Raw genomic sequence first — 25,091 nt, 5'->3', positions numbered from 1 at the left:
GGGCACGACCGGACCCGGACCGACCTGGTCGGGGTGGCGGGATTTGAACCCACGGCCCCTCGCTCCCAAAGCGAGTGCGCTACCAAGCTGCGCCACACCCCGTCGAGGATCAGTGTACGGGGAGGGGCGGGGTGTGCCGGGGCCGGGCGATCGATCCGCTACGCTGAGGTCCGTCCACGGAGTGATCCGGGGGCACGCGGGCGTAGCTCAATGGTAGAGCCCCAGTCTTCCAAACTGGCTACGCGGGTTCGATTCCCGTCGCCCGCTCCACTGCTGACCTGCGACGATGCTCCGGCGAAGATCATTTGAAGATCGCCGTGGAACCATTTCATGGCACGAACGTCACCTATACCAAAGTTTGGTCCTCGCCACTTGACTGCGTCCGCCCGTCGCATGCGTGCTTGTGGGGTGCGCGTCGGCGTAGGGCTTGTCGGGGCTGCGGAGTCTCATCTCTGCCGAAACGATCTCGTCGGGCCGCCGGGTCGACGATCAGCCGCGCGCGCTGCGCCGGCCTGCTCCATCGAACCGGGGCCGAATGGGCCAGGACTCCCGGCACCACGCGACGGACGCGGCCGTCCGCGAACTAACGATGGGACTGACCGGGGACCGCTTCACCCAGGAGATACTCGCCAGCCGCAAGCCGCTGATCGTGGCGCACGCGGAGGCGGAAGAGCGGCTATTCCGCTACATGGTTCGGGCCCACAACGTCCGGTCCATGATGGGCGTCCCGATGGTCCTGCGCGGCAGGGTGATCGGCATCTTCACGCTGGACGACGAGACCAGCTGCACGTGTTCACGGACGCTGAAGGACATCGCCTCGGCGTTCGCCGATTACTCCGGGGAAGCCGCTGTTGCAGCGGCCTCCCACACCAGCGATCACGGAAGGGGCAGCTGCCTCCCTGCCGCAATTGATCAAGGCCGACGACGGGACGCTGATCGTGAACGAGCTGTTCGGCATCGCGTGGCCGCGTTCGACATCGAGCCCGACGGCACCCTGGCCCGCGTCGCGACGTCGCCGCCTGCGGCGACCGGGTGACGAGCCCAAGTGGGAGAAGCGGATCGAGGGCGCCATGATCGTCCCCGACGGGTGACGATGGACGCCGAGGGCGCGATCCGGATGGCCGACTGCGTACATCAGCGCGCCGTGGGCCCGCCGACGGCGGCAAGATCCTCGACGAGGTCAGTATCGCCCCGAGCGGGGTAGCGACTCGATTTCGGACAGTTGTGACCCAGCCCGCAGTCCTACCGTCCTCCCCTGCTGCGACGGTCATTTCCAGAACGAGGAGTGTGCAATGACGACAGCGAAGTCTTCTGCCGACGCCCCCGACCGGAACAAGGACGGCGACGTGCTCGACGTGCTGGTCATCGGAGGCGGGTTCTCCGGCCTCTACCAGCTCGACCGCCTCCGGGACCTCGGCTTCGACGTCAAGGTCTGGGACTCCGCCGGCGGCCTCGGCGGCATCTGGTGGTGGAACTGCTATCCGGGTGCTCGCACGGACACCGTCGGGCACATCTACCAGTTCTCGCACAAGGATTTGTGGAAGGACTACGACTTCCGCGAGCGCTACCCGGACTTCGCAGGTGTGCGCGACTACTTCGAGTACGTCGACAGCAAGCTCGAGCTGACCAAGGACGTCGAGTTCAACGCCTTCGCCGCACAGGCGCAGTGGGACGAGGACGCCCGTGAATGGACCGTCTACTCGTCCGACGGCAAGCAGCAGAAGGCGCGCACCGTTCTGGTCGCGACCGGGTTCGGCGCCAAGCCGCTCTACCCGAACATCCCCGGCATGGAGACCTTCGCCGGCGAGTGCCACCACACGGCGCGGTGGCCGCAGGACGGTCTCGACATGACCGGCAAGAAGGTCGTTGTCATCGGCACCGGCGCCAGCGGAGTCCAGGTCGTGCAGGAGGCCGCGCACGACGCTGCTGAGGTCACCGTCTTCCAGCGGACCCCCAACCTGGCTCTGCCGATGCGTCAGCGCCGGCTCGACCGTGCCGACAACGACGCGGTGCGCGGAGACCTGCCCGAGCGGTTCGACACCCGTTACAGGGCGTTCGCAGGCTTCGACTTCGACTTCATGCCCGAGAACGCCGCCGACGCGACCGAGGAGGAGCGCCGCACCACCTACGAGCGGTGCTGGGCAGAGGGCGGGTTCCCGCTGTGGCTGGGCATGTACCAGGACCTGCTCGCCGACGAGGCGGCCAACCGCACCTTCTACGACTTCTGGCGCGAGAAGGTCCACGAGCGCGTCAAGGACGTCGCCACTGCGGAGCTGCTCGCGCCCGCCGAGCCCCCGCACCCGTTCGGGGTGAAGCGGCCTGCCCTCGAGCAGGACTACTTCGACGTCTTCAACCAGGACAACGTCCGCTTGATCGACCAGAACGACGAGCCGGTCCTGGAGATCGTCGAGAACGGGGTGGTCACCAAGAACGGCCTGATCGAGGCCGACGTCATCGTGCTGGCCACCGGCTTCGACAACAACCGCGGCGGCATCCTGGCGATCGACATCCAGGGCGTGGACGGTGAGCGACTGCAGGACAAATGGGCGGACCGCGTCGACACATTCATGGGCCTGTCGACCTCGGGCTTCCCCAACATGCTGTTCCTGTACGGCCCGCAGAGCCCGTCCGGGTTCTGCAACGGTCCGACCTCCGCGGAGTACCAGGGCGACATCGTGGTCGAGTTCCTCGAGCACGTGCGCCGGAACGGGCACAGCCGCTTCGAGTCGACCACCACGGCCGAGAAGGAGTGGACGGCTCACGTCGACGAGCTGTTCGAGGGCTCGATGTTCACCAAGGCGCGCTCCTGGTATTGGGGCGCCAATGTCCCGGGCAAGCCGGCCCAGATGCTGAACTACTCGGGCGGCGTGCCGACGTACTTCGGCAAGTGGGACGAGGTGAAGACGGCCGGGTACCGCGAGTACGACCTGAGCTGAACGAGCCGGATGCGAGAGCGCCGGACGCCCGCGGGCGTCCGGCCCTTCGTCGTTTCGGCTCGGTGGTCTCGGCTCGGTGGTCGCCCCAGGCTGTGTGCTGTGTCATCTCTCTCGGCTCCTACGGCCTCCCCAGCCGGCGGCGCACGGCGCCACTGCTGCCCGGGATCGTCGGTGCTTGACGGTTGTCGTCGCTCTCGTGCGGAGGCGTCGGTCCGCCCGAGGCGTAGATCAGAGCTGATCGCACTGGTCACGGGCCGTGTCGCACTTTCGGACAGTAGGTTGACACAGCGCTGTGGTGGGCTTGTCGGCCTACGATCGACCTGGCCTTCGTCAACGGTGAAGGGGGCAGCCATGTACCGAGGCGAGCAGAGCGAGTTCTTGCGCGGTGAACGCGAGCGCCTGCTCGACGATCGGTCCCCGCTCGATACCGTCTCCGCCTTCCGGGCCGAGATCATGTCCTCCTGGCAGCGGTGCAGGCTCGTCGGCGTCCGGCCGACTGGCGAGGAGGTTCCCTACCAGCCGGAGTTCGAGAGGCCGAACCGTTTGCTGCGTGCCGCGGGCCCGGTGATCGACCGCCTCGCCGAGCAACTCGAGGACGGCCCGGTGTCGATCCTGTTGGCCGACTCGGACGCGCAGATCATCGACCGTCGCGCCGGTCAGCGGACGTTGGCCCAGGCCCTCGACAAGGCGCTCGTCTCGCCGGGATTCCTCTACGCGGAGGAGTTCACGGGAACCAACGGCATCGGCACGGCACTCGAGGCGGCGACGCCGTTCATGGTCTCCGGCGCCGAGCACTTCCGGGAGAACCTGCAGGAGTTCACCTGTATCGGCTCGCCGGTCAAGCACCCGATCACCGGGAAGGTCGAAGGCGTCCTCGACGTCACGTGCCGCGTCGGGGACACCCACGGGGTGATAAAGCCGCTGGTCCTAGCGGCCGTGCGGGAGATCGAGTCGCGCATGTACGCCGACGCCTCCCGGCGGGAGCAGATGCTGCTGGAGCAGTTCCTGCGCGCCAATCGGCGCGCGACGTCGGCCGTGATCTCGCTCAACGAGGACGTCGTCATGGCGAACACGGCGGCCTCGGCCCTCCTCGACCTTTCCGATCAGGCCGTGCTGTGGGGGTGGGCGTGCCGGATGCTCGGCACCTGCGACGAGTACACCGGAGAGGTCCGGCTGGCGGGCGATGTCGTGGCCCAGGCCAAGGCGACCCGGGTGGGGGAGAAGGGCGCCCCGGCAGGCGTCCTCGTCGAGATGCGAGCCCATACCCGCAGCGACGGGCGCGCGCCTGCCGCCCGCCGCGGCGCAGGCCGACCGCGCGCTCCCCGGGCGCTCGATTCCCTGCCCGGCCGCAGCGTGGCGACCCGGAGGCTGCACGACGACGTCGAGGCCGCACTGCGGACCGAGCGGCCCGTCCTGCTCTGCGGAGAGGCGGGAACCGGGAAGCTCCACGTCGCACGGCACATCCACCGGCGCCGCGCAGGCCAGGATCCCCTCACCGTTCTCGACGCGGTCCTCGCGTGCGACGACTCGAACGGCTGGCTTGCACGGCTCAGAAATGTGCTCGCCGACGGTGGCGCCGTCGTGCTCCGTCACGTCGACCGGCTCGAGGACGGGCTCGTCGAGCGGATGGAGGCGATCATCGACGCCGCCCCGCCGGGCAGCGTGACGGCCACCGCCCGCGCCCGGGGCGGACGGACGCCGGCGGACCGCCTGCTCGACCACTTCCCGTTCTCGCTCACCGTCCCCCCGCTGCGCTACCGCACCGACGACATCGTGGACCTGGCGCCGATGTTGCTCGCCGAGCACACCACCCAGCGCCCCGTTCCGCGGCTGCTATCGGGCACGGTCCGCACACTGGCCGGCCTTGACTGGCCGGGCAACATCCGTGAGCTCGACTCGGTCCTGGCGACGGCGGTGGCGCGGTCGATGGGGTCGGACATCGCGCAGGAGCATCTGCCACCCGAGTACCGCTCCATGGCGCCGCGCTCGGGCGGGTCGTCGCTGCAGCGTGCGGAACGGGACATCGTGCTGGAGGCGCTCGTCGAGACGCGGGGCAACAAATTGGCTGCGGCCGAACGGCTCGGTATCGCGCGCTCGACCCTGTACCGGAAAATGCGCATGCTCGGAATCGACGAAAAGCATCTGCCGACCACGGTGCCTGCGCGTTAGTGGCCGCGGATCCGGACAGTTCCCGACCATTTCGGCACTTAACGGCGAGCGCCGCACCTACATGGCGGACCCGCGATTGTCGCACTGCTCAGTGCATTGCCGTCGATCTGCGGGGATTCGCCCGGCAGACAGCGGCGAAACGAGGAGCGGTGAGATGAGCGACGCCTCGACGCCCACGGGAGAGGTGGCGAAGCCGGCCCGCCATCTCGCCGGACCCGCCGACTGGATCGTGACTGGCCTCGTCGGCTGTTTCTGCTGTGCGCGATGGTCGCACTGTGGGTCGATCCGCTCGCCTGGGCGCTCGCGGCGTCGATCGGCGCGCTCGTGACTCTGTGGCTTCTGGTCGTACGTTGCTCAGCGACCTCCGTGTGGCCGGTCGGCCCAGCATCTTGGCGTGGAACCACATATGGCACGAACATGCGTCGACAGGGGCGCCAAGGGACACCCGAGCATGCTCTGCGGAGACTATTGTTGCTGGTCGAAGCGTGGCGGAGGTGGATCCGTTGCCTTCCAATTTGTGTGCGCCGCGAGGGAATCGAACCCCCAACCCGCTGCAGGAGAGTCGGGTGGTCCACCACCGGCTCCGAACCTCATTCATGCTGCTGAGAGTGGCGTTCCCGGAGGAAATGATCTTGGCCGATGTTCAGTTGGAGTGATCGTGATCAGGCATGAGTGGTGACCAAAACGGCAACCGCCCGGAGTTCGTCAGAGGTGGGCCGGAGGATGCTCTCGAACTGGCCCCTCTCGGCGGCCCCGACCTCCGAGAGCGCGGACGCACGATGATGCCGCCATGACGTAGGTGCCCGACTGGTGGCGGGTCTCGACGAGTCCATCCGCGGCGAGGTCGCCGAGTACGCGGCGAAGGGCAGCCCGGCCGATGCCGAGGGTCCCTGCGAGCTCCCGCTCCGCCGGAAGCCGGTCACCGGCGTCGAGATCGGCGACCACGTGGCGGAGGTGGCGGAGCACCTCCGCATACCGGTCGGGCGTCACGACGGTTCTGTGGCCGGATCGCGGAGCCGCCATCGCAGGAGAGCGTCGTCGAGCGGCTCGGCGGTGCGTACCCGAGGGGGAGTCCTCGAGAGGCGGGGTGCCGCCGCGGGCTGGGGGCCGTCGGCAGTGCGAAGGAGGGTGTCCCGCGCCGACAGGTGTGCGTCGTCCGCCGCCTCGCCCATCGTCAGTACGGGGGTGACGCAGGCATCGAGGGCGTCGAAGACGGTCGTCCATTCGGCTCGCGTCCGAGTCCGGAACGCTGCGGCGACGACCTTCTTCATCTCCGGCCAGCGCTCGCGGTCCCACTGGTCCGGCACGTCCGCCGGGTCGATCTGCAGGGTGCGCAGGAGGCGTGACCAGAACTGCGGCTCGATGCTGCCGACGGCCATGTACCGGTCGTCGGCGGTGCGATAGACGTCGTAGAACGGCGCACCCGTGTCCAGGTCGTTCGTCCCGGGTTCGCCGGGCCACCTTCCCTGCGCGGCGCGACTCCAGACGCCGGTCATCAACAGGCTCACCCCGTCGACCATGGCGGCGTCGACGACCTGGCCACGTCCGCTCGTCCGACGCTCGAGCAGCGCGAGCAGGACTCCGTGGACGAGCAGCATCCCTCCGCCGCCGTAGTCCGCGACGAGGTTGAGTGGTGGCACCGGGTCCTCGCCACGACGTGCGATCGACCGCAGCGCACCGGTGAGACCGAGGTAGTTGATGTCGTGGCCCGCCTGCCCTGCCCGTGGGCCGTCCTGACCCCATCCGGTCATCCGCCCGTACACGAGCCCGGGGTTCCCCGCCAGGCAGTCGGTCGGACCGAGCCCGAGCCGTTCCATCACTCCGGGGCGGAAGCCCTCGATCAGCACGTCTGCGGCCGCGACCAGGCGGCGCGCCGTCGCGAGGCCGTCCGGGGACTTGAGGTCGAGGCCGATCCACGGTCGTCCCCGGGTCAGCGCGCCTCCGTCGACGGGGCCGGTCGGTCGTTCGATGCGGATGACGTCGGCACCGGCGTCCGCGAGCAGCATAGCGGCGAAGGGGCCTGGTCCCAGGCCTGCGAACTCGACGACCTTCACCCCGTCCAGCGGTGAGATCATCTGATCAGCCCAGCACGAACGGGTCGCGGGTGCCGCCGGTGAGCTCCACCCAGACCGATGAGGTCTCCAAGTAGGCGTCGACCGCGTCCATCCCGTTCTCCCTGCCGATCCCGGATAGACCGAATCCGCCGAAGGGCACGTTCGGAGCCACGGTCCGGTAGGCGTTGATCCACACGGTCCCGGCACGGAGGCGGGCGGCCACGCGGTGGGCCCGATGGACCTCCTTGGTCCACACGGCCGCGGCGAGACCGTACGGGGAGTCGTTCGCGAGCGTGACGGCCTCGTCCTCACTCGTGAACCGGGCGACGGCGAGCACCGGGCCGAACACCTCAGCGCGCCAGAGGGTGGCGTCGGGGCCGAGCTCGGTGACCACCGTCGGGCGGATGAAGAACCCGCCCAGGTCGTCGGCGGGCGACCCGCCCGCGGCGATCGTCGCGGAGTCTGCCTCGGCCGTACGGAGGAGGGCGCGGATCTTCTCGTACTGGGGGACGTTGGCGATCGGGCCCATCTCGGTGTCGTCGGCGTAGGGGTCCCCGAGTCGGATCGCGGCCGCGCGCTCCGCGACGAGGCGGACCAGCTCGTCGTGCACGTCGGCATGGACGATGAGCCGGGAGCCTGCCATGCAGGTCTGCCCGGCTGCGGCGAACACCCCCGCGACCAGGCCGTTCGCCGCGGCGACGAGGTCGGCGTCGGGGAAGACCACCTGCGCGGACTTCCCGCCCAGCTCCAGGGTCGTCGCGTTGAGGTGCTCGGCGGCGGCACGGGCGACCGCGCGCCCGGTCTCGGTCGACCCGGTGAAGGCGACCTTGTCGACGCCGGGGTGTGCGGCGAGGGCGGCACCCGTCTCCCGGGACCGGCCGGTCACGACGTTGACGACGCCGGGCGGGAAGCCTGCCCGCGCGAAGAGATCGGCGAAGGCGAGGGTCGAGACCGGCGCGTGCTCGGAGGGCTTGACGACGACCGTGCACCCTGCGGCGAGCGCGGGGGCGAGCTTCCAGGACAGCAGGAGCAGCGGAGAGTTCCACGGGGTGATGGCGGCGACCACGCCGACGGGGATGCGGCGGGTGTAGACGAGGAAGTCCGGGTTGGGCGTGGGGATCTGGCGCCCTTCGAGCTTGTCGGCGACGCCGGCGAAGTAGTCGTACCAGGAGGCGAGCGACCGCATCTGGCCGCGCATCTCCCGGTAGAGCTTGCCGGAGTCGTTCACCTCGAGGCGGGCGAGCGTGTCGGCCTCCTCGGTGATGAGGTGGGCGAGTCGACGGAGCAGCGCGGCACGGGCGAAGCCGGTCGTCCGGGCCCAGTCGCCCTCGAACGCGGAGCGTGCTGCGCGCACGGCGTCGTCGACGTCGGAGGGGGTGCCGTCGGGGACCTCCGCCCAGTCGTCGCCGGTGTAGGGGTTGCTGCTGGTGAACGTCCGTGCCGTGGTCACCGGCTTGCCGTCGATCAGCATCGGTAGTCGGCGCATCAGGGCTACTCCTGTCGGGCGGGGGCGAGATCGAGCTCGTCGAGGATTCGGCGGGTGTGCTCGCCGAGGGCGGGTACCGGCCGCAGGGGGGCATCGGTGCCGTCGAGACGGACGGGTGGGACCAGTCCCTGCACCACGCCGCCCGGCGTCTGCACGGCGCGCCAGCGGTCGCGTTCGACGAGGACGGGGTGGTCGAGGAACTCCGCGACCGAGTTGACGCCAGCGTTGGCGATCCCCGCTCGGTCCAGTACGGCGGCCGCGGTGTCGGCATCGAGGCCCGCCAGCCACTCGCCGATGACCGGGTCCAGCTCACGGCGATTCCGCACGCGGCTGCTTCCGGAGGCGAACCTCGGGTCGGCCACGAGGTCTGGCCTGTCGAGCACCTGCGTGCACAGGCGCGCCCACTCTCGTTCGTTCTGGATGGTGAGGAGGAGGTCGCGACCGTCGGCGGCGCGGTAGGTGCCGTACGGGGCGATGGTGGCGTGCGCGGTGCCGAGCCGTGGTGGGGGGTTGCCGCCGTAGCGGGTGTAGTAGGCGGGCTGGCTCATCCACTCGGCGAGGGAGTCGAACAGCGAGACGTCGACCGAATGCCCGCGGCCGGTGCGCTCCCGGTCGTAGAGTGCGGTGAGGATTCCGCTGTAGGCGTACATGCCTGTGGCGATGTCGGCGACGGAGATCCCGACGCGAGCAGGCTCCTCGGCGGTCCCGGTCACCGCGACGAGGCCCGCCTGGCACTGGATGAGCAGGTCGTAGGCCTTGCGATCGGACCAGGTGCTGCCGGATCCGTATCCGCTGATCGCACACGTGATCAGGCCCGGATGGCGCTCGCGGAGCTCGGGCCCGCCGAGCCCGAGCCTGTCCGCCGCACCGGGTGCGAGGTTCTGGACGAGGACGTCGGCTCGCTCCAGCAGTGCCCGGAGGACCCGGTGTCCGTGATCGGACTTGAGGTCCAGCGTGAGCGACTCCTTGCCTCGGTTGAGCCAGACGAAGTAGCTCGACTGTCCGTGGACGGAGGTGTCGTAGCCCCGGGCGAAGTCGCCTCCGTCCGTGCGTTCCACCTTGATCACGCGTGCACCGAGGTCGGCGAGCTGCCGAGTCGCGAACGGTGCGGCGACGGCCTGTTCGATGCTCACGACCGTGAGGCCGTGCAGTGGACCGTTCATCGGTGGGTGGAGCCCCCGTCGCAGGCGATGACCTGACCGGTCAGGAAGGCCGAGGCGTCGCTGCACAGGAACAGGGCGAGCCCGACGAGGTCGGCGGGTACCTCGTGTCGCTTGATGCACTGGCGTGCGAGCATCAGCGCCCGCCCCTCGTCGGTCTGCGTCTTGCGCGCCACCTCGGTGCGGGTGCCTCCCGGCTGGATCGCGTTGACGGTGATGCCGTGGGGGCCGAGCTCGCGGGCCATCGAGTAGGTCATGCCGACGATCGCGCTCTTGGAGGTGACGTAGTGCAGACAGTCCACGAGCCCTTGGGGGACGGCCGCGCTGCCGACGTTGACGATCCGGCCTGTCCCCGCCGCCCGCATGTACGGCGCGACGGCCCGGGTCGGCAGGTAGGTACCGGTGACGTTGACCTGCAGGACGCGGTCCCACTCGTCGAGCGGGATCTCCTCCAGGCCACGCAGCGTCAGCCCCGCGAAGATCGCCGCATTGTTGATCAGTGCGTCGACCCGCCCGAACCGCTCGACGACGGTCCGCGCGAGCTCCTCGGTCCCGGTGGGATCGGTGATGTCGACGGCCTGGGCGAACGCCGTGCCGCCTGCGTCGGTGATCTGGTCGGCGACAGCGCGGGCGGTGTCCGGGTCGACGTCGACGACGGTGCAGCGGGCCCCCGCCGCGGCGAAGTGGCGGGCGTACTCGGCGCCGATGCCCTGGCCCGCGCCCGTGATGATCACCGATCGGCCGGTGACGGCGAGGTCGCGCGCGGCGGGCACCGCGTGGTCCAGCATGCTCATGTGTTCCCTTCGGTAGGTCATCCGACGGCGGTGCGGCCGCCGTCGACGACGTACACCTGGCCGGTGATCCAGCGCGAGTCGGCGCCGGCGAGGAAGGCGATCAGGGCAGCCGGCTCGTCCGGGGTGCCCAGCCGACCCAGCGGGTAGCCGGCCCCGGCGGCGGCCACCTGCTCCTCGACGGAGGACGCAGTACCGCCGAAGCCGCCGCCGTCGTCCCACAACGTCTGGGTGAGTGGGGTGTGGACGGTTCCCGGGACCACGGCGTTGACCCGCACCCCGTGGGTGGCCGCATCGGCCGCCATCTGCCGGGTGAGGGCGATCACGCCGCCCTTCGCGGCGCTGTAGGCCGCCATCCGGGGGTAGCCGTGCAGGGCGGTGATGCTGGCGAGGTTGACGATCGACCCGGACCCGGCGCCCGCCATCACCGGGAGCACCGCTCGGGAGCACCGCCAGACGGCGGTCAGGTTCACCGCGAGCACACGGTTCCACTCGTCCTCGTCCACGTCGACCGCCGCACCCGAGCTGCCGACGCCCGCGTTGTTCACCAGCACGTCGATCCGACCGTGCCGCGCACGAACGGCCTGGACCATCGCCTCAACGTCCGCGCCGAGCGAGACGTCCACCGTGGCGGCCTCGGCGGCGGCCCCTGCCGAGCCGAGGCGGGTCGCCACCTCCTTCGCCGCCGTCGGGTCGATGTCCGCGCAGACCACGACAGCTCCTGCCTTGGCGAACCGCGCCGCGGTGGCCGCGCCGATACCCGACCCGGCGCCGGTGACGATCGCGACCCGGTCGGTCAGCGGGCCGGTCACTGCGGCAGGGGGCGGTTGGCGGTCTCCTTCATCGTGGCGACGAAGGGCGCGGCGACCAGACAGAGCGCCACGAGGTAGAAAGCGGGCGCGAGCGGGCTGCCGGTCACGCTGATCAGCCAGGTGCACAGGAGCGGGGTGGTGCCGCCGAACACGATCGCGGCGACGTTGAAGCACAAGGAGACGCCGCTGTAGCGCACGGTGGTCGGGAAGAGCTCGCAGAGGATCCGAGGTCGACCGCCTGGATCAGTATCACCGGGACACCGAGCAGCGCGTTTCCGATGATCACGAGGGCGATGTCGCCGGAGGTGAGCATCAGGAAGGTCGGGAACGCCAGAACGAGCATCGAGACCAAGGCCGCCGCGAGCATCCTGCGGCGTCCGATGCGGTCGCCGAGTTTGCCGAAGAGCGGTTGCAAGGCAAGACCGACCAGGAGCGCGACCGTGGGGCTCAGGGTGGCGATCGTCGGGCTGAGCTTCACGACCTGTACCAGCAGGATCTGGGTGTAGGAGAAGATGACGTAGAACGTGCCGAAGATCAGCGAGGCGACGACGAAGCCGTAGGCCAGCGCCGTGCGGTGGCTCCGCAGGAGCTCGACCGCCGGGACCTTGGGGAGTCTGCCGTCCTCCTTCGCCGCCAGGAACTGTGGCGAGTCCTCCAGCCGTCGTCGAATGTAGATCCCGATCAGGCCGAGCGGCAGGGCGATGAGGAACGGGAGCCGCCAGCCCCAGTCCAGCATCTGCTCGCGGGTCAGGATCGCGTTCAGAGCGAGCACGGCGAGCGATGCGCTCGCCGTCCCGCCCAGCACCCCGATGTTGACCAGGCTCGTGTAGAAGCCGCGCCGGTGGTTCGGGGACTGTTCGGCGAGATAGGCGGCCGCGCCGCCGATTTCGCCGCCCGCGGACAGTCCCTGGCCGATCCGGGCGATCATCAGCAGGACGGTGGCGCCGACGCCGAACGCGGCGAACGTGGGGAGCACGCCGACCGCGAAGGTGGCGAGTGCCATCCCCAGCAGCGCGATGACGAGCGCCTTCCGCCTGCCGTAGCGGTCGCCGATCCAGCCGAAGACGAGCCCGCCCACGGGCCGGACGATGAAGGAGGCCGCGAAGGCGGCCAGCGCCGCGAGCAGGGAGACCGTCGGGTTCTCCGACGGGAAGAACAGCACCGCGATGACCGTGGTGAGGTAGGTGTAGACGGTGAGCTCGTAGTACTCGGTGATCGTGCCGAGGGTCGAGGCGACCACGACCCGCTTGCTGATCGCCGCGGGTGCGCGCACCTCCTCGGGTGCCGGCGTGGCGTCGTCCGGTGGGGCCGGAGTGCTGGGGAACGACATCGTTCGTCCTCGTCTCGGTCGGTCTCGACTTGCCAGGCACGAAGTATTTGACCCAAAATCTGTTCCGTCAAGGCCGTGGGGATGGGGAGCCTGGGTGTGACACACCCAGGAAGGGATGGGCCTGGCCACCCGCCCGGCCGGGCACGAGCCTCGGTCGGGACCGACGGAGGAGAAGGCGATGGGTGATGACGCGGATGGCGACCGTGTGAAGGGTTCCGTCGCGGTGGTGACGGGCGCGGCGCGCGGGGTGGGCCTCGCGACCGTGCAATGGCTGCGGGCGCGCGGCGTGCGCGTGGTCGCGGAGGATCTCAGCGCGGACGTCGAGCGGCTCGCGGACCCCGGTGCGGTCGAGGTCCTCGTCGGAGACGTCGCGGACGAGGAGACCGCGGTGCACGCGGTCCGCCTCGCCCGGGACCGGTTCGGCGGCCTGGACGTCCTGGTCAACAATGCGGGCCGCACGGTGAACCGACCACTGGTCGACACGACCCTCGCGGACTGGGACGACCTGGTGGCCGTGAACGCCCGCGGCACATTCCTGCACGCCCGGGAGGCGTTCCGGCAGATGCACGCCGCCGGACGCGGCGGGTCGATCGTCAATGTCGGGTCCTACACATGCACGGTGGGCCTGCCCGAGGGATCGGCCTACAGCGCCTCGAAGGGGGCGCTGGCGCAGCTGACGAAGGTGATCGCGCTGGAGGGCGGCCCGCACGGGATCCGGGCCAACGTCGTCGCGCCGGGGGTCGTCGAGACCGACCTTCTGAACGACGTCCGCCCGGACGGCCGCGCCTACCTGCGGTCCTTCGGCCCCCTTCATCCGCTGGGCCGGATTGCGCAGCCCGAAGAGATCGCCGAAGTCATCGGGTTCCTGGCCTCGGCTCGCAGCAGCTTCATCACCGGCGCGGTCGTGGCCGCCGACGGCGGCTTCACCGCAGCCTGACGGACGGGGATAGACGATGGGAAGACTCGAGGGGCGTACCGCCCTGATCAGCGGCGCCGCGGGCGGGATCGGTCGAGCGACGGCCGAACTGTTCGCGAGGGAGGGAGCGGCGCTGGCGATCGCCGACCTCGACGAGGCCGCGCTGGCCACGCTCGCCGAGCGGCTCGGGACCGAGGTCCTCGCCGTGCGGCTGGACGTGACCTCGGAGGAGGACTGGACACGCGCCGTCGAGGGGGTGCGGCAGCGGTTCGGTGGACTCGACGTCCTCGTTACGCTCGCCGGGATCGTCGACTGGCCCGGCGTCGAGGACACGACCCCCGACGCGTGGGAGCGTGTCGTCGCGGTCAACCAGACCGGCACGTGGCTCGGTATGCGGGCGGTCCTGCCGCTGCTGCGGGCGAGCGGGAACGGGGCGATCGTCACCACCTCGTCGGTGCTGGGGCTGGTCGGCAGCGGGGCTGCCGCGGCGTACCAGGCCACCAAGGGTGCGGTCCGGCTGCTGACCAAGACCGCGGCCGTCGAGTACGCACGGCAGGGGGTGCGGGTCAACACCGTGCACCCCGGGGTCGTCACCACCCCGATGATCCAGGTCCTGCTCGACGAGCAGGGGGACGCTCAGCCGGACGTCGCCCGGACCCCGATGCGCCGTCCCGCCCGCCCGGAGGAGATCGCTCCGGCGTACCTGTTCCTCGCTTCCGACGAGGCGTCGTTCGTCACCGGTGCCGAGCTGGTCGTCGACGGCGGCCTCACCGCGCACTGACCACCGTGAAGAGGAGATAGACATGGCAATCTGGTTCATCACCGGGGTCGGCCGCGGCCTGGGCCGCTGCCTCGCCGAACGCGCGCTCGAGGCAGGTCACACCGTCGTCGGAACCACTCGGGACGGCGTGTGCGACCTGCCGGGGCTGCACGTCCTGCCCCTGTCCGTCGACGATCCGACGGCGGCCCGGCCGACCGTCGAGCGCGCCGTCGAGCTGGCCGGTGGCCTCGACGTCCTCGTCAACAGCGCGGGGTACGGGTTGCTGGGCCCGGTCGAGGAGACCACCGACGAGCAGGCCGCCCAGCTCTTCGAGGTCAACTTCTTCGGCCCCCTGCGCCTGACCAGGGCCGCGCTGCCGCACCTGCGTCGCAGCCGCGGGCACCTGGTCAACATCACCTCGATCGCGGCACTCGACCCGCTGCCCGGCTCCGCGATCTACGCCGCCGCGAAAGCCGCGGTCTCGGCGCTGTCCGAGGCGGTGGCGCGCGAGGTGGAGCCGTTCGGCGTGGGGACGACGATCGTCGGCCTCGGCTCGTTCCGCACCGGCTTCCTCTCCGAGCGGTCCGTGCGGCACACGACACCCCGGCTCGACGTGTACGCCACCGGCGACGACCACTTCGCGGGGCTGTCCGGGAGGCAGCCGGGCGACCCCGACCGCGCCGCCGAGCTGATCGTGCAGGCCGTCGACTCCGGGGCGGCGCCGCTGCACCTTGTCGTGGGGGAGGACGCCGTGCGCCGCACGCGCAGCCGGATCGACGCGCTGCTGGGCGACGTCGCGGCCTGGGAGTCCCGGTCGGTCGCGACCGCGCACACCTGATCGTGCAGACCACGGCACTGGGCGAGTTCCTCAAGGCGCGCCGAGCCCGCCAGAACCCCGAGGACGCGGGTCTGCCGCGCTCGGGGCCTCGGCGGGTCCCGGGTCTGCGGCGCGAGGAGATCGCGGTCCTGGCCGGGGTGAGCGCGGACTACTACGCCCGGCTCGAACAGGGGCGGGAACGGCACCCGTCGGCGGCGGTAGTCGCCGCGGTCGGGCGCGCGCTCGACCTCGATGCCGAAGGGCTCGCCCATCTCTACCGGCTGGCCGGAGTCGCTGAGGGGGCTGCCCGGGCGGTACCCACGACAGTGAGCCCTGCGCTGCGGCAGCTGATGGACGCGGTCTCCACCTGCCCGGCCTTCGTCATGAACCGGGCGGTCGACATACTCGCGACCAACCACCTGGCGGACCGGCTCTACGCGCCCTTCACGCGGGCGGACAACCTCGCCCGGATGGCCTTCCTCGACCCGGCGGGGCGGACCTTCTACGTCGACCGGGCGCGGGCGCACGAGTCGGCGGTGGGCAACCTCCGCGCTGCGCTGGGCCACGATCCACTCGATCCGCGGCTGCGCGAGCTGGTCGCGGAACTGTCCGAGCACAGCGCGGACTTCGCCCGGCTGTGGGCGGCTCACGAGGTGCGGGGAAAGACCCGGGCGGCCAAGGAGATCGACCATCCCCAGGTCGGCAGGCTCGTGCTGACCTATCAGTCGTTCGACGTGCGGGACGCCCCCGGTCAGCAGCTCGTCGTCTACCAGGCGGAGCCCGGTAGCCCCAGCGCCGACGCCCTCGCTCTGCTCACGGCCTCGTCCGGGCTGAGTCGCCGTTGACCGTCAGTCCCAGATGCCTGCCTGCGCCAGCTCGTCGGCGAGGCGGACCCCGCTCTTCTTCAGATGCTCGACCATCGCCACCCGCGCCGCCTCGGGCTCGCGGCCGCCGATCGCCGCGATCACAGCCCGGTGGTCGTAGGTACAGGAGGCGGGTCGGTTGGCCAGGGTCTGCCAGGTGAAGCGGGGGATGTAGTGGGAGGAGCGCTCGGCCTGGCGCGCGAGGACGGGCGAGTCGGCGAGCAGGTTGATAGTGCGGTGGATCCGGTGGTTGAGGCCTTCGGCGGAGTCGCGGTCGCTCGCCGCCTCGAGCTGTCGCTGCAGGTCCTCCAGCTCGGCGACCGCCGCCTCGTCCGCCTTCTCGGCCGCCCGAGCCGCGAGCTCGCCGGTCACCATCGCCAGGATCAGGACCTGGTCGGTGAAGCCCTCCCGGGTCAGCTTGGCGACCATGTAGCCGCGGCGTGCCTCGCGGGTGACGAAGCCGTCGTGGTACAGCTCGATCAGGCTCTCGCGAATCGGGGTCACACTGAGGTCGAACCGTGCGGCGAGGTGCTCCACCCGCAGTCGGTCGCCCGCCTTGAGCGAGCCGGACACGATGAGTTCGCGCAGGTAGTCCGTGACCCCTTCCGCCATCCGCTCCCGGCCGAAGCGCGGCGGCTCCGGCATGACCGCGTCGATCGTGGCGCTCATCGTTCTGACCCAATGTCTCTGACCACGACACCACTCTAGACCGAAGACGGTCGGGACGCCGACCTCGTTGACTCTAGATTTTGGGTCAAATACCTTGGTGGAACACTTTGGCAGTTCGAGGAGGAACATGTCCCACGAGCGCTACGAGACGGGCCTGGCGATCCGGAAGGCGGTCGTCGGCGAGGAGTACGTGGAACGTGCCCTCGCGGCGGCCGACGAGTTCGGCGGACCGCTGCAGGACCTGGTGACCGAGTACTGCTGGGGCGCGGTCTGGGGCCGAGAGGGCCTGGACCGGCGCACCCGCAGCATGCTCAACCTTGCGATGCTGTCCGCCCTGAACCGGCCGAACGAGCTGCGAGTGCACACCCGCGGAGCGCTGCGGAACGGGGTGTCGGCCGCGGAGATCCGTGAAGTCCTGCTGCAGGTCGCGATCTACTGCGGGGTCCCCGCGGGTGTCGACTCGTTCCGCGTCGCCCGCGAGGCGATCGCAGAGCACACGGCCGAGCAGGGGGCCCCGGCGTGACGGCGATCGGGTTCGTCGGGCTGGGCACCATGGGTAGGCCGATGGCGTGCCGGCTGCTGGCAGCGGGCCATCGCCTCGTCGTCTTCGACATCGACGCGGCGGCCGTTGCCGCGCTCGTCGATCTCGGGGCCGAGCCTGCGGCGTCGGCCGCTGCGGTGGGGGAGGCCGTGGAGACGGTGCTCACCAGCCTGCCCACCCCCGCGATCGTGCGCGAGGCGGTGCTGGGTGGGACCGGGATCGCGGCCGGCTCGCGGGTGCGCCGGATCGTCGAGCTGTCGACGACCGGGACCGCGCACGCCCGCACACTGGCCGCCGAGCTCGCAGAGCGGGGCATCGCAACGGTCGACGCACCCGTCAGCGGCGGGAAGTCCGGAGCGGCGAAGGGGACGCTGGCCGTGATGGTCGCGTGCGCGGAGGCCGAGCTCGCCGCCGTCGAGCCGGTGCTCGCCGAGCTGGGGCGGGTCTTCCGGGTCGGTGAGGCGCCGGGCCAGGGCCAGGCGATGAAGCTGCTCAACAACTACCTGTCGGCCACCGCGTTGGCGGCGACCGCCGAGGCCTTCGTGTTCGGCGCCAAGGCCGGGCTGGACCCCGCGGCGATGGTCGAGGTGGTCAACGCGGGGTCCGGACGCAACAGCGCCACCCAGGACAAGTTCCCGCGCGCGGTGCTCACCGGCTCGTTCGACTTCGGCTTCACGGCGGGCCTGATGACCAAGGACGTCGTGCTGTTCGCCGAGCAGGCGGACGAGCTCGGCGTCCCGTTGTTCGTCGGCTCCGCGGTGCGCCAGCTCTGGCAGTTCGTCCGGGACCGGGAGGGCGCGGGCGCGGACTTCACCGCGGTCGTCCGGCCGCTGGAGGAGTTCGCGGGCGTGCAGGTGCGCGGATGACGGGGCCACACCACGAGGTGCTGGCGCTGCGCTACGCCCGGCTCGACCGCCGCTCCGCCGAGAACTTCGTCGGCGGCGACCCGCACGACCGCCCGATGCCGATGGACTACGCGGTCTGGGTGATCCGGGGGGACGCCGGGACCGTCGTCGTCGACACCGGGTTCGACGCCGAGCAGGCGCGCCTGCGCGGTCGGAGCCTGCTGACGCCGGTGGAGGAGGCGCTGCACGCGGCGGGGGTGGACCACGAGTCCGTCACCGACGTCGTCCACACCCACCTGCACTACGACCACGCCGGCAACACGCACCTGTTCCCGCGGGCGCTGTTCCACCTCCAGGAACGGGAGATGCGGTACGCGACCGGGCCCGCCATGGCGCACGCGGCCTGCGGGCGGGCCTTCCATCCCGGAGACGTCACGACGCTCGTCCACCGGGTGTTCGAGGGGCGCGTGCGGTTCCACGACGGCGACTCCGAGCTCGCGCCCGGCATCACCCTGCACCACGTCGGCGGACACACGATGGGCATGCAGGTCGTGCGGGTGTCGACCGCGCGCGGGCCGGTGGTGCTGGCCTCCGACGCCTGCCACTTCCTGGCCAACTACCAGCAGCGGCGGGCCTTCCCCGAGCTCTACAACGTCGCCGAGCTGATGGCGGCCTACGACCGGTTCGACCGGCTGGTCCCGTCGACCGACCACGTCGTGCCAGGCCACGACCCGTCGGTCTTCACCCGGTTCCCCGGCACGGCGGACGCCGTCCGGCTCGATCGCGATCCCCTGCCCGTACCGACGGGCGCCACCGGAGGAGAAGCATGACCGCACCGGATGTCGAGTACCGCCGGTACCTCGACGAGGGAACGTTCGCCCTGCAGGTATGCCCCCGCTGTGCCACCCAGGTCTTCCCGCCCCGCGTGCTCTGTCCGGGCTGCGGGAACACCGGCCTGGAATGGCGGGTGGTCGAGGGCGGCGGCACCGTCGCCTCGACGACGACGGTCCGCCGGCGTCCGGACCGTGGCGGCGACTACGACGTCAGCCTGGTCGATCTCGACGGCGGCGCCCGGATGCTCAGCCGGGTCGACGGCGTGCCCGCCGACCAGGTACGGATCGGCTCGCGCGTGGTCCCGCGGATCGTGCAGGTCCGCGAGGCGCCCGCCGTGGGTTTCGTGGTCGAGGAGGAGCAGCGATGAGTCTGCGCGGCAAGGCGTCGATCGTGGGAGTCGGGCTGGCGGGACTCGGCGCGGCGCCGGGTTTCACACACCTCGACCTGACCGCGCTGGCCGTGCGTCGGGCCCTCGACGACGCCGGTCTGCAGCTGTCCGACGTGGACGGCCTGTTCACCGCCAACATGGTGAACATGATGCCGACCCTGGCTGTCGGGGAGTACCTCGGCATCCGACCCGCGGTCAACGTCGGGAGCAACACCGGCGGCAACGTCTTCCTCGACCACCTGCAGTGGGCCGCCCTCGCGCTCGACGCGGGGCTGTGCGAGGTCGCGGTCGTCTGCTACGGCAGCAACCAGCGCACCGGCGGGTTGTCGATCATGCCGCCGGACGCCCCCGTCCACGACTCGCCGTGGGACCCGCGCGAACCGATCTCCTCCTACGCGCTGAGCGCGGCCCGCCACCTGCACGACTTCGGGACCACCCGCGAGCAGCTCGCCGGTGTCGCCGTGGCCGCTCGACGGTGGGCCCAGCTCAACCCGGACGCGTTCGTCCGCGACCCGCTGACCGTCGACGACGTGCTCGCGAGCCGGATGGTCTGCGACCCGCTCTCGGTCCTGGACTGCTGCCTGGTCACCGACGGGGCGGGCGCGGTGGTCCTCACCCGGCGGGAGCGGGCCGAGGACCTGGCCCGCGATCCCGTGCACCTGCTCGGGGTCGCCACCGCGACCTCGCACCGACAGATCAGCGCGATGCCCGACCTCACCACGACCCCGGCCGCGGAGTCCGGGCCGCGGGCCTTCGCCATGGCGGGCCTCGGGCCGGCTGATGTGGACGTCCTGCAGCTCTACGACGCGTTCACCATCAACGTGGTGCTCTTCCTGGAGGACCTCGGGTTCTGCAAGAAGGGCGAGGGCGGCGCGTTCGCCTCGCCGGAGCGCATCGGTCCGGGGGGCGAGCTCCCGGTGAACACCAACGGCGGCGGGCTGTCCTGCGTCCAGCCGGGCATGTACGGGATCTTCACGCTGGTCGAGGCCGTCCAGCAGCTGCGCGGGGAGGCGGGGGAGCGGCAGGTCGCGGGTGCCGAGGTGGCGCTGTGCCACGGCAACGGCGGCCTCCTGGCCGCGGAGTCGACGGCCCTGCTCGGGACCGCCGCCACGCTCTGAGCGCAGCGGACGGGCCCCACCGCGACCGGTGGGGCCCGTCCTTCCTCGCCCGTCCTCACTCGCCGCGGAACACGGGCTCTCGCTTCTCGGCGAACGCCGTCACGCCCTCGCGGAAGTCGTGGCTGCGAACGTACTCGCCGAAGGCCTCCTGCTCGAGCACCAACGCGTCGTCGACGCACCGGTCGAGCGCGGCGTTCGCCACCCGCTTGACGTGCGCGAGCGCGAGGGGGCTCAGCCGAGCGAGCCGTCCGGCCAGCTCCTCGACGGCGGCGACCAGCTCGGGGCCGGGGACGACCCGGTTGACCAGTCCCCACGCGTGCATCTGTTCGGCGGTCGTCAGCCCGCCGGTGAGCAGCAGCTCCTTCGCCGCAGCGGGCGGGAGCCGGTGCATCGACCGCACCGCCCCGCCGCCGCCGGGCAGGACGCCGTAGCGCAGGTGTCCGTCGCCGATCCGGGTGCCCGCCGCGGCGACGACCAGGTCGCAGCAGAGGATCATCTCCAGCCCGCCTGCGACGGCGATCCCGTTGACGGCGGCGATGACCGGCTGCGGGAGCCGTTCGAGCTTCGTCAGGGTCGCCGAGGCGAAGGCGATGGAGTCCGTGACGAGATCGTGACGGCCGGCGTCGAGGCTCCCGCGGAAGTCGTCGAGGTCGCCGCCCGCGCTGAACGCCCGCCCGGCACCCGTCACGACGACGACCCGGCACGAGGGGTCCTTCGCCACGTCGTCGAGCATGTCGGACAGCTCGGTCATCAGCCCGAGCGAGAGGGGGTTCAGCTGGGCGGGCCGGTTGAGCGTGATCCAGGAGACCCCGCCGCGGTGGTCGACGAGGACGGGGGCGGTCACGAGACGTTCCGATCCGTGCCGACCCAGAACCGGTCCCGCAGGCGCTGCTTGAGGATCTTGCCGTTGGCGTTGCGCGGCAACGCCTCCACGAACTCGACGGCCTTGGGTGCCTTCATCCCGCCGATCCGGTCCCGACAGAAGGCGATCAGCTCCTCGGGAGCGGGAGCCCGTCCGGTCCGCGGCTCGACCACGGCCAGGATCGTCTCGCCCCACTTCTCGTGCGGCACACCGATCACGGCGCACTCGGCGACCGCGGGATGCTCCAGGAGAACGCGCTCGACCTCGGCCGAGAACACGTTGAACCCGCCGGAGATGATCATGTCCTTCTTGCGGTCGACGATGTGCAGGAAGCCGTCCGGGTCGGCGAACCCGATGTCGCCGGTGTGATGCCAGCCGTACGCCGACACCGAGGCGGTCAGCTCCGGCTCGTCCAGGTAGCCGGTCATCACGCACATGCCTCGCACCACGAGCTCGCCGTGCTCACCGGGGCCGAGGAGGTTCCCGGCCTCGTCCATCACCTCGACCTGGACGAACGGGAGCGGGCGGCCACAGCTCGCCAGCCGCCCGTCGTCCGCGATCGCGCCGTCGACGAGGTGGTCCCGCGGCAGCAGGACGGTGTTCCACGCCGACTCGCTCTGTCCCCACACCTGGCACATCACCGGCCCGAAGGTCTCGATCGCCTGCCGGACCCGGGCGGGGGCCATCGGTGCCGCGCTGTAGAGGAAGTAGCGCAGCGAGGAGTAGTCGACGCCCCGGACGCCCGGCTCGTCGAGCAGGTCGTAGATCACCGTGGGCGGCAGGAAGAGGTGCGTCACCCCGTAGTGGGGGATGAGCCGAAGGATCTCCTGTCGGTCCACCCGCGGCATGACGATCCCGGTGCCGCCATGCGCCATCACGTACTGCATGAACTTGCCCGCGAGGTGGGTCAGCGGGGCCGCGGCCAGGAACACCGGCGGGACGTCGCACGGCGCCACCGCCGAGAAGTTGGCGACGACGCTCTCCATCTGCCGGTTGGGCCACACGACCACCTTCGGACGGCCGGTGGTGCCGCCCGTGGTCAGGTACTCGTAGGGCCGCTCGTGATCATGGGGGAGGTCGAACGGCGCAGCCGAGACGCCCGCGATGTACTCCGCGAGATCGGGGACGTCCGGCCCGGCGCCGTCGAGGCGGACGATCCGCTTGACGTTCGGCGCCAGCGCCCGGATCTCGTCCACCCTGGCCACGAACTCGCCCTGCACGAACAGGACGTCGCAGCCGAAGTCCCGGTACATCTCGGCGTTCTCACGGACGCTGTTGCGTGCGTTGACCGACAGGTAGGTGGCGCCCGCGCGCATCGCGCCGAGCACACAGACGAAGGCGTCCGGGTCGTTGCCCGCGAGCACCCCGACGACCGAGCCGACTCCGAACCCCTCGGCCCGCAGCCCGTTCGCGATCCGGAACGTCCGTTCCCGGACCTCAGCGTAGGTGTACCGGGCGCCGGTGGTGGCGTCGACCAGGCACGCGCGGTCCGGCGCGAGCCGCCAGCCGCGGTCGAGATAGTCGATGCCGTTCACGGGCGGCCCGACGACGGTCGATGGATCATGGCGCCTTCTTCCTCGAGTGCGCGGGCCCATGCTCGCGCGGGACGGACGGATCGGCTAGCGGGTGGGCGCGACGCCGAGGACCTCCAGCGGGACCGGGCCGCCGCCACCCGTCCCGTCCCCGCCGTCCACGCCCAGGGTGGCGCCGGTGACGTAGGAGGCCAGGTCGGAGGCCAGGACGACGACCATGCGGGCGATGTCATCCGGTTCGGCGAAGCGGCCGAGCGGGAGCCGGGCGCCCCGCTCGGCGACCCCCGCCCGCGCCGAGTCGAGCACGCCGATGTGGGAGACCATCGTCCCGGTCATCGCGACCCCGGGTGCCACCCCGACCACCCGGATGCCGTGGGGGCCGAGCGCCGCGGCCAGGTTCGTCGTCAGCGACCGGACCGCGGCCTTCGACGCGGCGTAGGCGGTCATGCTCGGATGCCCCGCCCGCGTCCCGGCGATGGAGTCGATGTTGACGACGCAGCCACCGGACCCCGCAGCGACCATGGCCCTGGCCGCCGCGCGGGCACCGGCCAGGACACCGCGGACGTTGAGGTCCATGGTCAGGTTCCACACCTCGTCGACCGGTCCGAGCAGCGCGGCCATCCGGTAGACGCCGGCGTTGTTCACCCAGACGTCCAGTCGCCCGGTCCGCGAGACGACCTGCTCGGCGGCCCGTGTCGACGACTCCGGGTCGGTGGCGTCGAGGGGCACCGGGAAGGCGCTCCCACCTGAGCCGACCACCTCGGCCGCCACCTCCGTGGCCGCCTCGGGATCCAGGTCGGCGACTGCCACCGTCGCCCCGCTCTCGGCGAGCCGCAGGACCGTGGCGCGACCGAGCCCGGCCCCGCCGCCCGTCACGACGGCGGTTCTTCCGGACAGGGACAGCAGTTCGACGAGTGTCGGCACGAGACCTCCGTTGATCAGGGCAACAAGGACAAGATATTTGACCTAAAACTCTGAGTCAACGATGAGGCCAGCTCTCGGGACCGGCCGGAGATCCGTGAGCCGTCGACATGCGGCGTCCGACCGCTCCCTAGATGATCGATTCCGTGAAGGTGGCGTGTCGGTCGGCCACGAGATGGGAGGGCGTCCATGATCGACTGTGACGAACAGCCTGGACGCCCTCCTGTCCGCGCTGTATGTGGAGATCGACGGCCAGGTGGTCCCGGCTCGTCGAGGGCGTGGACGCCGGCCCCGACTCAGCGATGCCGAACTGGTCTGCCTGGCTGTGGCCCAGGTCCTGCTCGGGATCGACAACGAGCACCGCTGGGTCCGGTTCGCCTACTGCCGGGTCGGGCACCTGTTCCGGTATCTGCCCAACCAGCCCGGCTACCACCAGCGGCTCAAGACGGCAGCACCGCTGCTCGCGCAGGCGATCACGTATCTGGCCCGGGTGAGCCCGGCCTGGTGTGACGACCCGTGTCTGGTCGATGCCACCCCGGTGCCGTGCGGCGCCTCCCGGGAGACGGTCAAGCGCTCGCAGCTGGCCGGGTTCGCCGGCTACGGCTACTGCGCCGCGCACTCGCGCTTCTCCTGGGGGCTCAAGTTCTATCTGCTCGCCGCCCCGGACGGGATGCCGATCGCGTGTGCCTGGCCAACCCCAAGACCGGGGAACGCGAGGTCTGCCTGGACCTGCTGACCATCGCCACAGAAACCGGGCGGCTGGGGGCCCGGCACGACCGTGTTGGCCGACAAGGGTCTGGCCGGACGCGAGATCGAGGCCCAGATCGCCGCCCTGGGGGTGAGGATGCTGCGCCCGGACCGGCGCGACGAACCCACCCACCACGGCAACCTCGGCGGGCCCGGCAGTGGATCGAGTCGGTGTTCGACACGTTGAAGGGCCAGCCTACGACCACTGACACACACCAACTTCACGGAAGTGAACCGTCCTGGGTCTGCGAGAGGCTGAGGTTCAGGCCACCGCACCCTGTTGGGCGGTGGCCGTAGCGGATCGTCGCCGGATTCACGTCCAACAGCTCACCGACGTGCCGGCGGGCGGCCAGCTTCGACTCGCCGTGATCACGCAGACGGTCCAGGTAGAGGCGGACCGCGCGGGCACGGGTCTCCTCATCGAACTTCCGAGGTGCTCCCACAGCTCCAGTCTCCTTGCTGGATCAGGAGCCTCTCCACCACCCAGGACGGTTCACCGGGTCGAACGACACCGGCCGCCCACCAGCCGGGCCCTTCTTC

At 70.9% G+C, this 25,091-nt stretch carries 23 protein-coding genes, 2 tRNA genes and 2 pseudogenes; 14 read left to right on the top strand and 13 right to left on the bottom strand.

The window, feature by feature from the left end:
* Positions 1-25: 25 nt before the first annotated feature.
* Positions 26-102 (bottom strand) — tRNA-Pro (locus tag ACL02T_RS25285).
* A 94-nt stretch (positions 103-196) separates the two neighbouring features.
* On the opposite strand from ACL02T_RS25285, the gene ACL02T_RS25280 reads away from it, so the two are divergent.
* The 4 genes from ACL02T_RS25280 to ACL02T_RS25265 all read left to right on the top strand — a co-directional run bounded on the left by ACL02T_RS25280 (position 197) and on the right by ACL02T_RS25265 (position 5,105).
* Positions 197-270: transfer RNA gene (locus tag ACL02T_RS25280), tRNA-Gly, on the top strand.
* A 265-nt stretch (positions 271-535) separates the two neighbouring features.
* Positions 536-1,036, top strand: a complete 501-nt coding sequence (locus ACL02T_RS25275) for a GAF domain-containing protein (protein ID WP_412833257.1) — start codon at positions 536-538, stop codon at positions 1,034-1,036.
* 256 nt (positions 1,037-1,292) lie between these two features.
* Positions 1,293-2,936 carry a flavin-containing monooxygenase gene (locus ACL02T_RS25270; protein ID WP_412833256.1) on the top strand — a complete coding sequence of 548 codons (1,644 nt, stop codon included), beginning with the start codon at positions 1,293-1,295 and terminating at the stop codon, positions 2,934-2,936.
* 351 nt (positions 2,937-3,287) lie between these two features.
* Positions 3,288-5,105, top strand: coding sequence for a sigma-54-dependent Fis family transcriptional regulator (locus tag ACL02T_RS25265; protein ID WP_412833255.1), 1,818 nt, complete (start codon positions 3,288-3,290; stop codon positions 5,103-5,105).
* Positions 5,106-5,810: 705 nt separating this feature from the next.
* Here ACL02T_RS25265 and ACL02T_RS25260 read toward each other — a convergent pair.
* The 7 genes from ACL02T_RS25260 to ACL02T_RS25230 all read right to left on the bottom strand — a co-directional run bounded on the left by ACL02T_RS25260 (position 5,811) and on the right by ACL02T_RS25230 (position 12,738).
* Positions 5,811-6,128 (bottom strand): winged helix-turn-helix domain-containing protein, encoded by a 318-nt coding sequence (locus ACL02T_RS25260; RefSeq protein WP_412833254.1) that lies wholly within the window; start codon positions 6,126-6,128, stop codon positions 5,811-5,813.
* Positions 6,092-7,180 (bottom strand): CaiB/BaiF CoA transferase family protein, encoded by a 1,089-nt coding sequence (locus tag ACL02T_RS25255; RefSeq protein WP_412833253.1) that lies wholly within the window; start codon positions 7,178-7,180, stop codon positions 6,092-6,094. Before ACL02T_RS25255 ends, ACL02T_RS25260 begins: the two co-directional genes overlap by 37 nt.
* A 4-nt stretch (positions 7,181-7,184) precedes the next feature.
* Positions 7,185-8,645, bottom strand: a complete 1,461-nt coding sequence (locus tag ACL02T_RS25250; RefSeq protein ID WP_412833252.1) for an aldehyde dehydrogenase — start codon at positions 8,643-8,645, stop codon at positions 7,185-7,187.
* A 5-nt stretch (positions 8,646-8,650) separates the two neighbouring features.
* Entirely contained in the window at positions 8,651-9,808 is a 1,158-nt protein-coding gene (locus ACL02T_RS25245; protein ID WP_412833251.1) for a CaiB/BaiF CoA transferase family protein, read from the bottom strand.
* On the bottom strand, positions 9,805-10,599 hold the full coding sequence (locus tag ACL02T_RS25240; RefSeq protein WP_412833250.1) for an SDR family NAD(P)-dependent oxidoreductase: 795 nt from the start codon (positions 10,597-10,599) through the stop codon (positions 9,805-9,807). Before ACL02T_RS25240 ends, ACL02T_RS25245 begins: the two co-directional genes overlap by 4 nt.
* Positions 10,600-10,616: 17 nt before the next feature.
* Positions 10,617-11,408, bottom strand: coding sequence for an SDR family NAD(P)-dependent oxidoreductase (locus ACL02T_RS25235; RefSeq protein ID WP_412833249.1), 792 nt, complete (start codon positions 11,406-11,408; stop codon positions 10,617-10,619).
* Between the two features lie 112 nt (positions 11,409-11,520).
* A complete protein-coding gene (locus tag ACL02T_RS25230; RefSeq protein ID WP_412833248.1) occupies positions 11,521-12,738 on the bottom strand; it encodes an MFS transporter in 1,218 nt (405 codons plus the stop codon).
* A 178-nt stretch (positions 12,739-12,916) separates the two neighbouring features.
* Between ACL02T_RS25230 and ACL02T_RS25225 the strand changes: the two genes are divergently transcribed.
* The 4 genes from ACL02T_RS25225 to ACL02T_RS25210 are packed head-to-tail and all read left to right on the top strand — an operon-like array spanning position 12,917 to position 16,076.
* Positions 12,917-13,675, top strand: a complete 759-nt coding sequence (locus ACL02T_RS25225) for an SDR family NAD(P)-dependent oxidoreductase (RefSeq protein WP_412833247.1) — start codon at positions 12,917-12,919, stop codon at positions 13,673-13,675.
* Between the two features lie 16 nt (positions 13,676-13,691).
* Positions 13,692-14,435, top strand: coding sequence for an SDR family NAD(P)-dependent oxidoreductase (locus ACL02T_RS25220; protein ID WP_412833246.1), 744 nt, complete (start codon positions 13,692-13,694; stop codon positions 14,433-14,435).
* A 22-nt stretch (positions 14,436-14,457) separates the two neighbouring features.
* A complete protein-coding gene (locus tag ACL02T_RS25215) occupies positions 14,458-15,252 on the top strand; it encodes an SDR family NAD(P)-dependent oxidoreductase (RefSeq protein ID WP_412833245.1) in 795 nt (264 codons plus the stop codon).
* Between the two features lie 2 nt (positions 15,253-15,254).
* A complete protein-coding gene (locus tag ACL02T_RS25210) occupies positions 15,255-16,076 on the top strand; it encodes a helix-turn-helix transcriptional regulator (protein ID WP_412833244.1) in 822 nt (273 codons plus the stop codon).
* Positions 16,077-16,079: 3 nt separating this feature from the next.
* Here ACL02T_RS25210 and ACL02T_RS25205 read toward each other — a convergent pair whose 3' ends face one another.
* Complete coding sequence (locus tag ACL02T_RS25205; RefSeq protein WP_412833243.1) at positions 16,080-16,763, bottom strand: GntR family transcriptional regulator; 684 nt, start codon at positions 16,761-16,763, stop codon at positions 16,080-16,082.
* A gap of 127 nt (positions 16,764-16,890) precedes the next feature.
* On the opposite strand from ACL02T_RS25205, the gene ACL02T_RS25200 reads away from it, so the two are divergent.
* The 5 genes from ACL02T_RS25200 to ACL02T_RS25180 are packed head-to-tail and all read left to right on the top strand — an operon-like array spanning position 16,891 to position 20,489.
* Positions 16,891-17,286, top strand: a complete 396-nt coding sequence (locus ACL02T_RS25200; protein WP_412833242.1) for a carboxymuconolactone decarboxylase family protein — start codon at positions 16,891-16,893, stop codon at positions 17,284-17,286.
* Positions 17,283-18,170: an NAD(P)-dependent oxidoreductase gene (locus tag ACL02T_RS25195; protein WP_412833241.1), complete on the top strand. Its 888-nt coding sequence runs from the start codon at positions 17,283-17,285 to the stop codon at positions 18,168-18,170. Before ACL02T_RS25200 ends, ACL02T_RS25195 begins: the two co-directional genes overlap by 4 nt.
* On the top strand, positions 18,167-18,979 hold the full coding sequence (locus tag ACL02T_RS25190) for an N-acyl homoserine lactonase family protein (RefSeq protein ID WP_412833240.1): 813 nt from the start codon (positions 18,167-18,169) through the stop codon (positions 18,977-18,979). Before ACL02T_RS25195 ends, ACL02T_RS25190 begins: the two co-directional genes overlap by 4 nt.
* The gene (locus ACL02T_RS25185) at positions 18,976-19,350 is read left to right on the top strand and encodes a Zn-ribbon domain-containing OB-fold protein (protein ID WP_412833239.1); all 375 of its coding nucleotides are present in this window, start codon (positions 18,976-18,978) and stop codon (positions 19,348-19,350) included. Before ACL02T_RS25190 ends, ACL02T_RS25185 begins: the two co-directional genes overlap by 4 nt.
* Positions 19,347-20,489, top strand: a complete 1,143-nt coding sequence (locus ACL02T_RS25180) for an acetyl-CoA acetyltransferase (protein WP_412833238.1) — start codon at positions 19,347-19,349, stop codon at positions 20,487-20,489. Before ACL02T_RS25185 ends, ACL02T_RS25180 begins: the two co-directional genes overlap by 4 nt.
* Before the next feature lie 55 nt (positions 20,490-20,544).
* Here ACL02T_RS25180 and ACL02T_RS25175 read toward each other — a convergent pair whose 3' ends face one another.
* The 3 genes from ACL02T_RS25175 to ACL02T_RS25165 all read right to left on the bottom strand — a co-directional run bounded on the left by ACL02T_RS25175 (position 20,545) and on the right by ACL02T_RS25165 (position 23,807).
* On the bottom strand, positions 20,545-21,333 hold the full coding sequence (locus ACL02T_RS25175; protein WP_412833237.1) for an enoyl-CoA hydratase/isomerase family protein: 789 nt from the start codon (positions 21,331-21,333) through the stop codon (positions 20,545-20,547).
* A complete protein-coding gene (locus ACL02T_RS25170) occupies positions 21,330-22,886 on the bottom strand; it encodes a class I adenylate-forming enzyme family protein (protein WP_412833236.1) in 1,557 nt (518 codons plus the stop codon). The genes ACL02T_RS25175 and ACL02T_RS25170 overlap by 4 nt, the downstream gene beginning before the upstream one ends.
* A gap of 84 nt (positions 22,887-22,970) precedes the next feature.
* On the bottom strand, positions 22,971-23,807 hold the full coding sequence (locus ACL02T_RS25165) for an SDR family NAD(P)-dependent oxidoreductase (protein ID WP_412833235.1): 837 nt from the start codon (positions 23,805-23,807) through the stop codon (positions 22,971-22,973).
* A 196-nt stretch (positions 23,808-24,003) separates the two neighbouring features.
* Here ACL02T_RS25165 and ACL02T_RS25160 point away from each other — a divergent pair.
* A pseudogene (locus ACL02T_RS25160) lies at positions 24,004-24,746 on the top strand (transposase family protein); the annotation flags it as partial.
* Between the two features lie 101 nt (positions 24,747-24,847).
* Here ACL02T_RS25160 and ACL02T_RS25155 read toward each other — a convergent pair.
* Positions 24,848-24,994, bottom strand: a pseudogene (locus ACL02T_RS25155) (IS3 family transposase); the annotation flags it as partial.
* Between the last annotated feature and the right edge of the window lie 97 nt (positions 24,995-25,091).

It is taken from the genome of Pseudonocardia oceanicola (assembly GCF_047200735.1).
Taxonomy (GTDB): Bacteria; Actinomycetota; Actinomycetes; order Mycobacteriales; family Pseudonocardiaceae; genus Pseudonocardia.
The sequence above is the reverse complement of the archived record's forward strand: the minus strand, read 5'-3'. Positions and strand labels throughout refer to the sequence as shown.

Excerpts from the sequence above, each read along its gene's own strand:
- ACL02T_RS25275 (WP_412833257.1), top strand. The coding sequence starts at position 536 with ATGGGCCAGGACTCCCGGCACCACGCGACGGACGCGGCCGTCCGCGAA.
- ACL02T_RS25270 (WP_412833256.1), top strand. The coding sequence starts at position 1,293 with ATGACGACAGCGAAGTCTTCTGCCGACGCCCCCGACCGGAACAAGGAC.
- ACL02T_RS25265 (WP_412833255.1), top strand. The coding sequence starts at position 3,288 with ATGTACCGAGGCGAGCAGAGCGAGTTCTTGCGCGGTGAACGCGAGCGC.
- ACL02T_RS25260 (WP_412833254.1), bottom strand. The coding sequence starts at position 6,128 with ATGGCGGCTCCGCGATCCGGCCACAGAACCGTCGTGACGCCCGACCGG.
- ACL02T_RS25255 (WP_412833253.1), bottom strand. The coding sequence starts at position 7,180 with ATGATCTCACCGCTGGACGGGGTGAAGGTCGTCGAGTTCGCAGGCCTG.
- ACL02T_RS25250 (WP_412833252.1), bottom strand. The coding sequence starts at position 8,645 with ATGCGCCGACTACCGATGCTGATCGACGGCAAGCCGGTGACCACGGCA.
- ACL02T_RS25245 (WP_412833251.1), bottom strand. The coding sequence starts at position 9,808 with ATGAACGGTCCACTGCACGGCCTCACGGTCGTGAGCATCGAACAGGCC.
- ACL02T_RS25240 (WP_412833250.1), bottom strand. The coding sequence starts at position 10,599 with ATGAGCATGCTGGACCACGCGGTGCCCGCCGCGCGCGACCTCGCCGTC.
- ACL02T_RS25230 (WP_412833248.1), bottom strand. The coding sequence starts at position 12,738 with ATGTCGTTCCCCAGCACTCCGGCCCCACCGGACGACGCCACGCCGGCA.
- ACL02T_RS25225 (WP_412833247.1), top strand. The coding sequence starts at position 12,917 with ATGGGTGATGACGCGGATGGCGACCGTGTGAAGGGTTCCGTCGCGGTG.
- ACL02T_RS25220 (WP_412833246.1), top strand. The coding sequence starts at position 13,692 with ATGGGAAGACTCGAGGGGCGTACCGCCCTGATCAGCGGCGCCGCGGGC.
- ACL02T_RS25215 (WP_412833245.1), top strand. The coding sequence starts at position 14,458 with ATGGCAATCTGGTTCATCACCGGGGTCGGCCGCGGCCTGGGCCGCTGC.
- ACL02T_RS25205 (WP_412833243.1), bottom strand. The coding sequence starts at position 16,763 with ATGAGCGCCACGATCGACGCGGTCATGCCGGAGCCGCCGCGCTTCGGC.
- ACL02T_RS25200 (WP_412833242.1), top strand. The coding sequence starts at position 16,891 with ATGTCCCACGAGCGCTACGAGACGGGCCTGGCGATCCGGAAGGCGGTC.
- ACL02T_RS25190 (WP_412833240.1), top strand. The coding sequence starts at position 18,167 with ATGACGGGGCCACACCACGAGGTGCTGGCGCTGCGCTACGCCCGGCTC.
- ACL02T_RS25185 (WP_412833239.1), top strand. The coding sequence starts at position 18,976 with ATGACCGCACCGGATGTCGAGTACCGCCGGTACCTCGACGAGGGAACG.
- ACL02T_RS25180 (WP_412833238.1), top strand. The coding sequence starts at position 19,347 with ATGAGTCTGCGCGGCAAGGCGTCGATCGTGGGAGTCGGGCTGGCGGGA.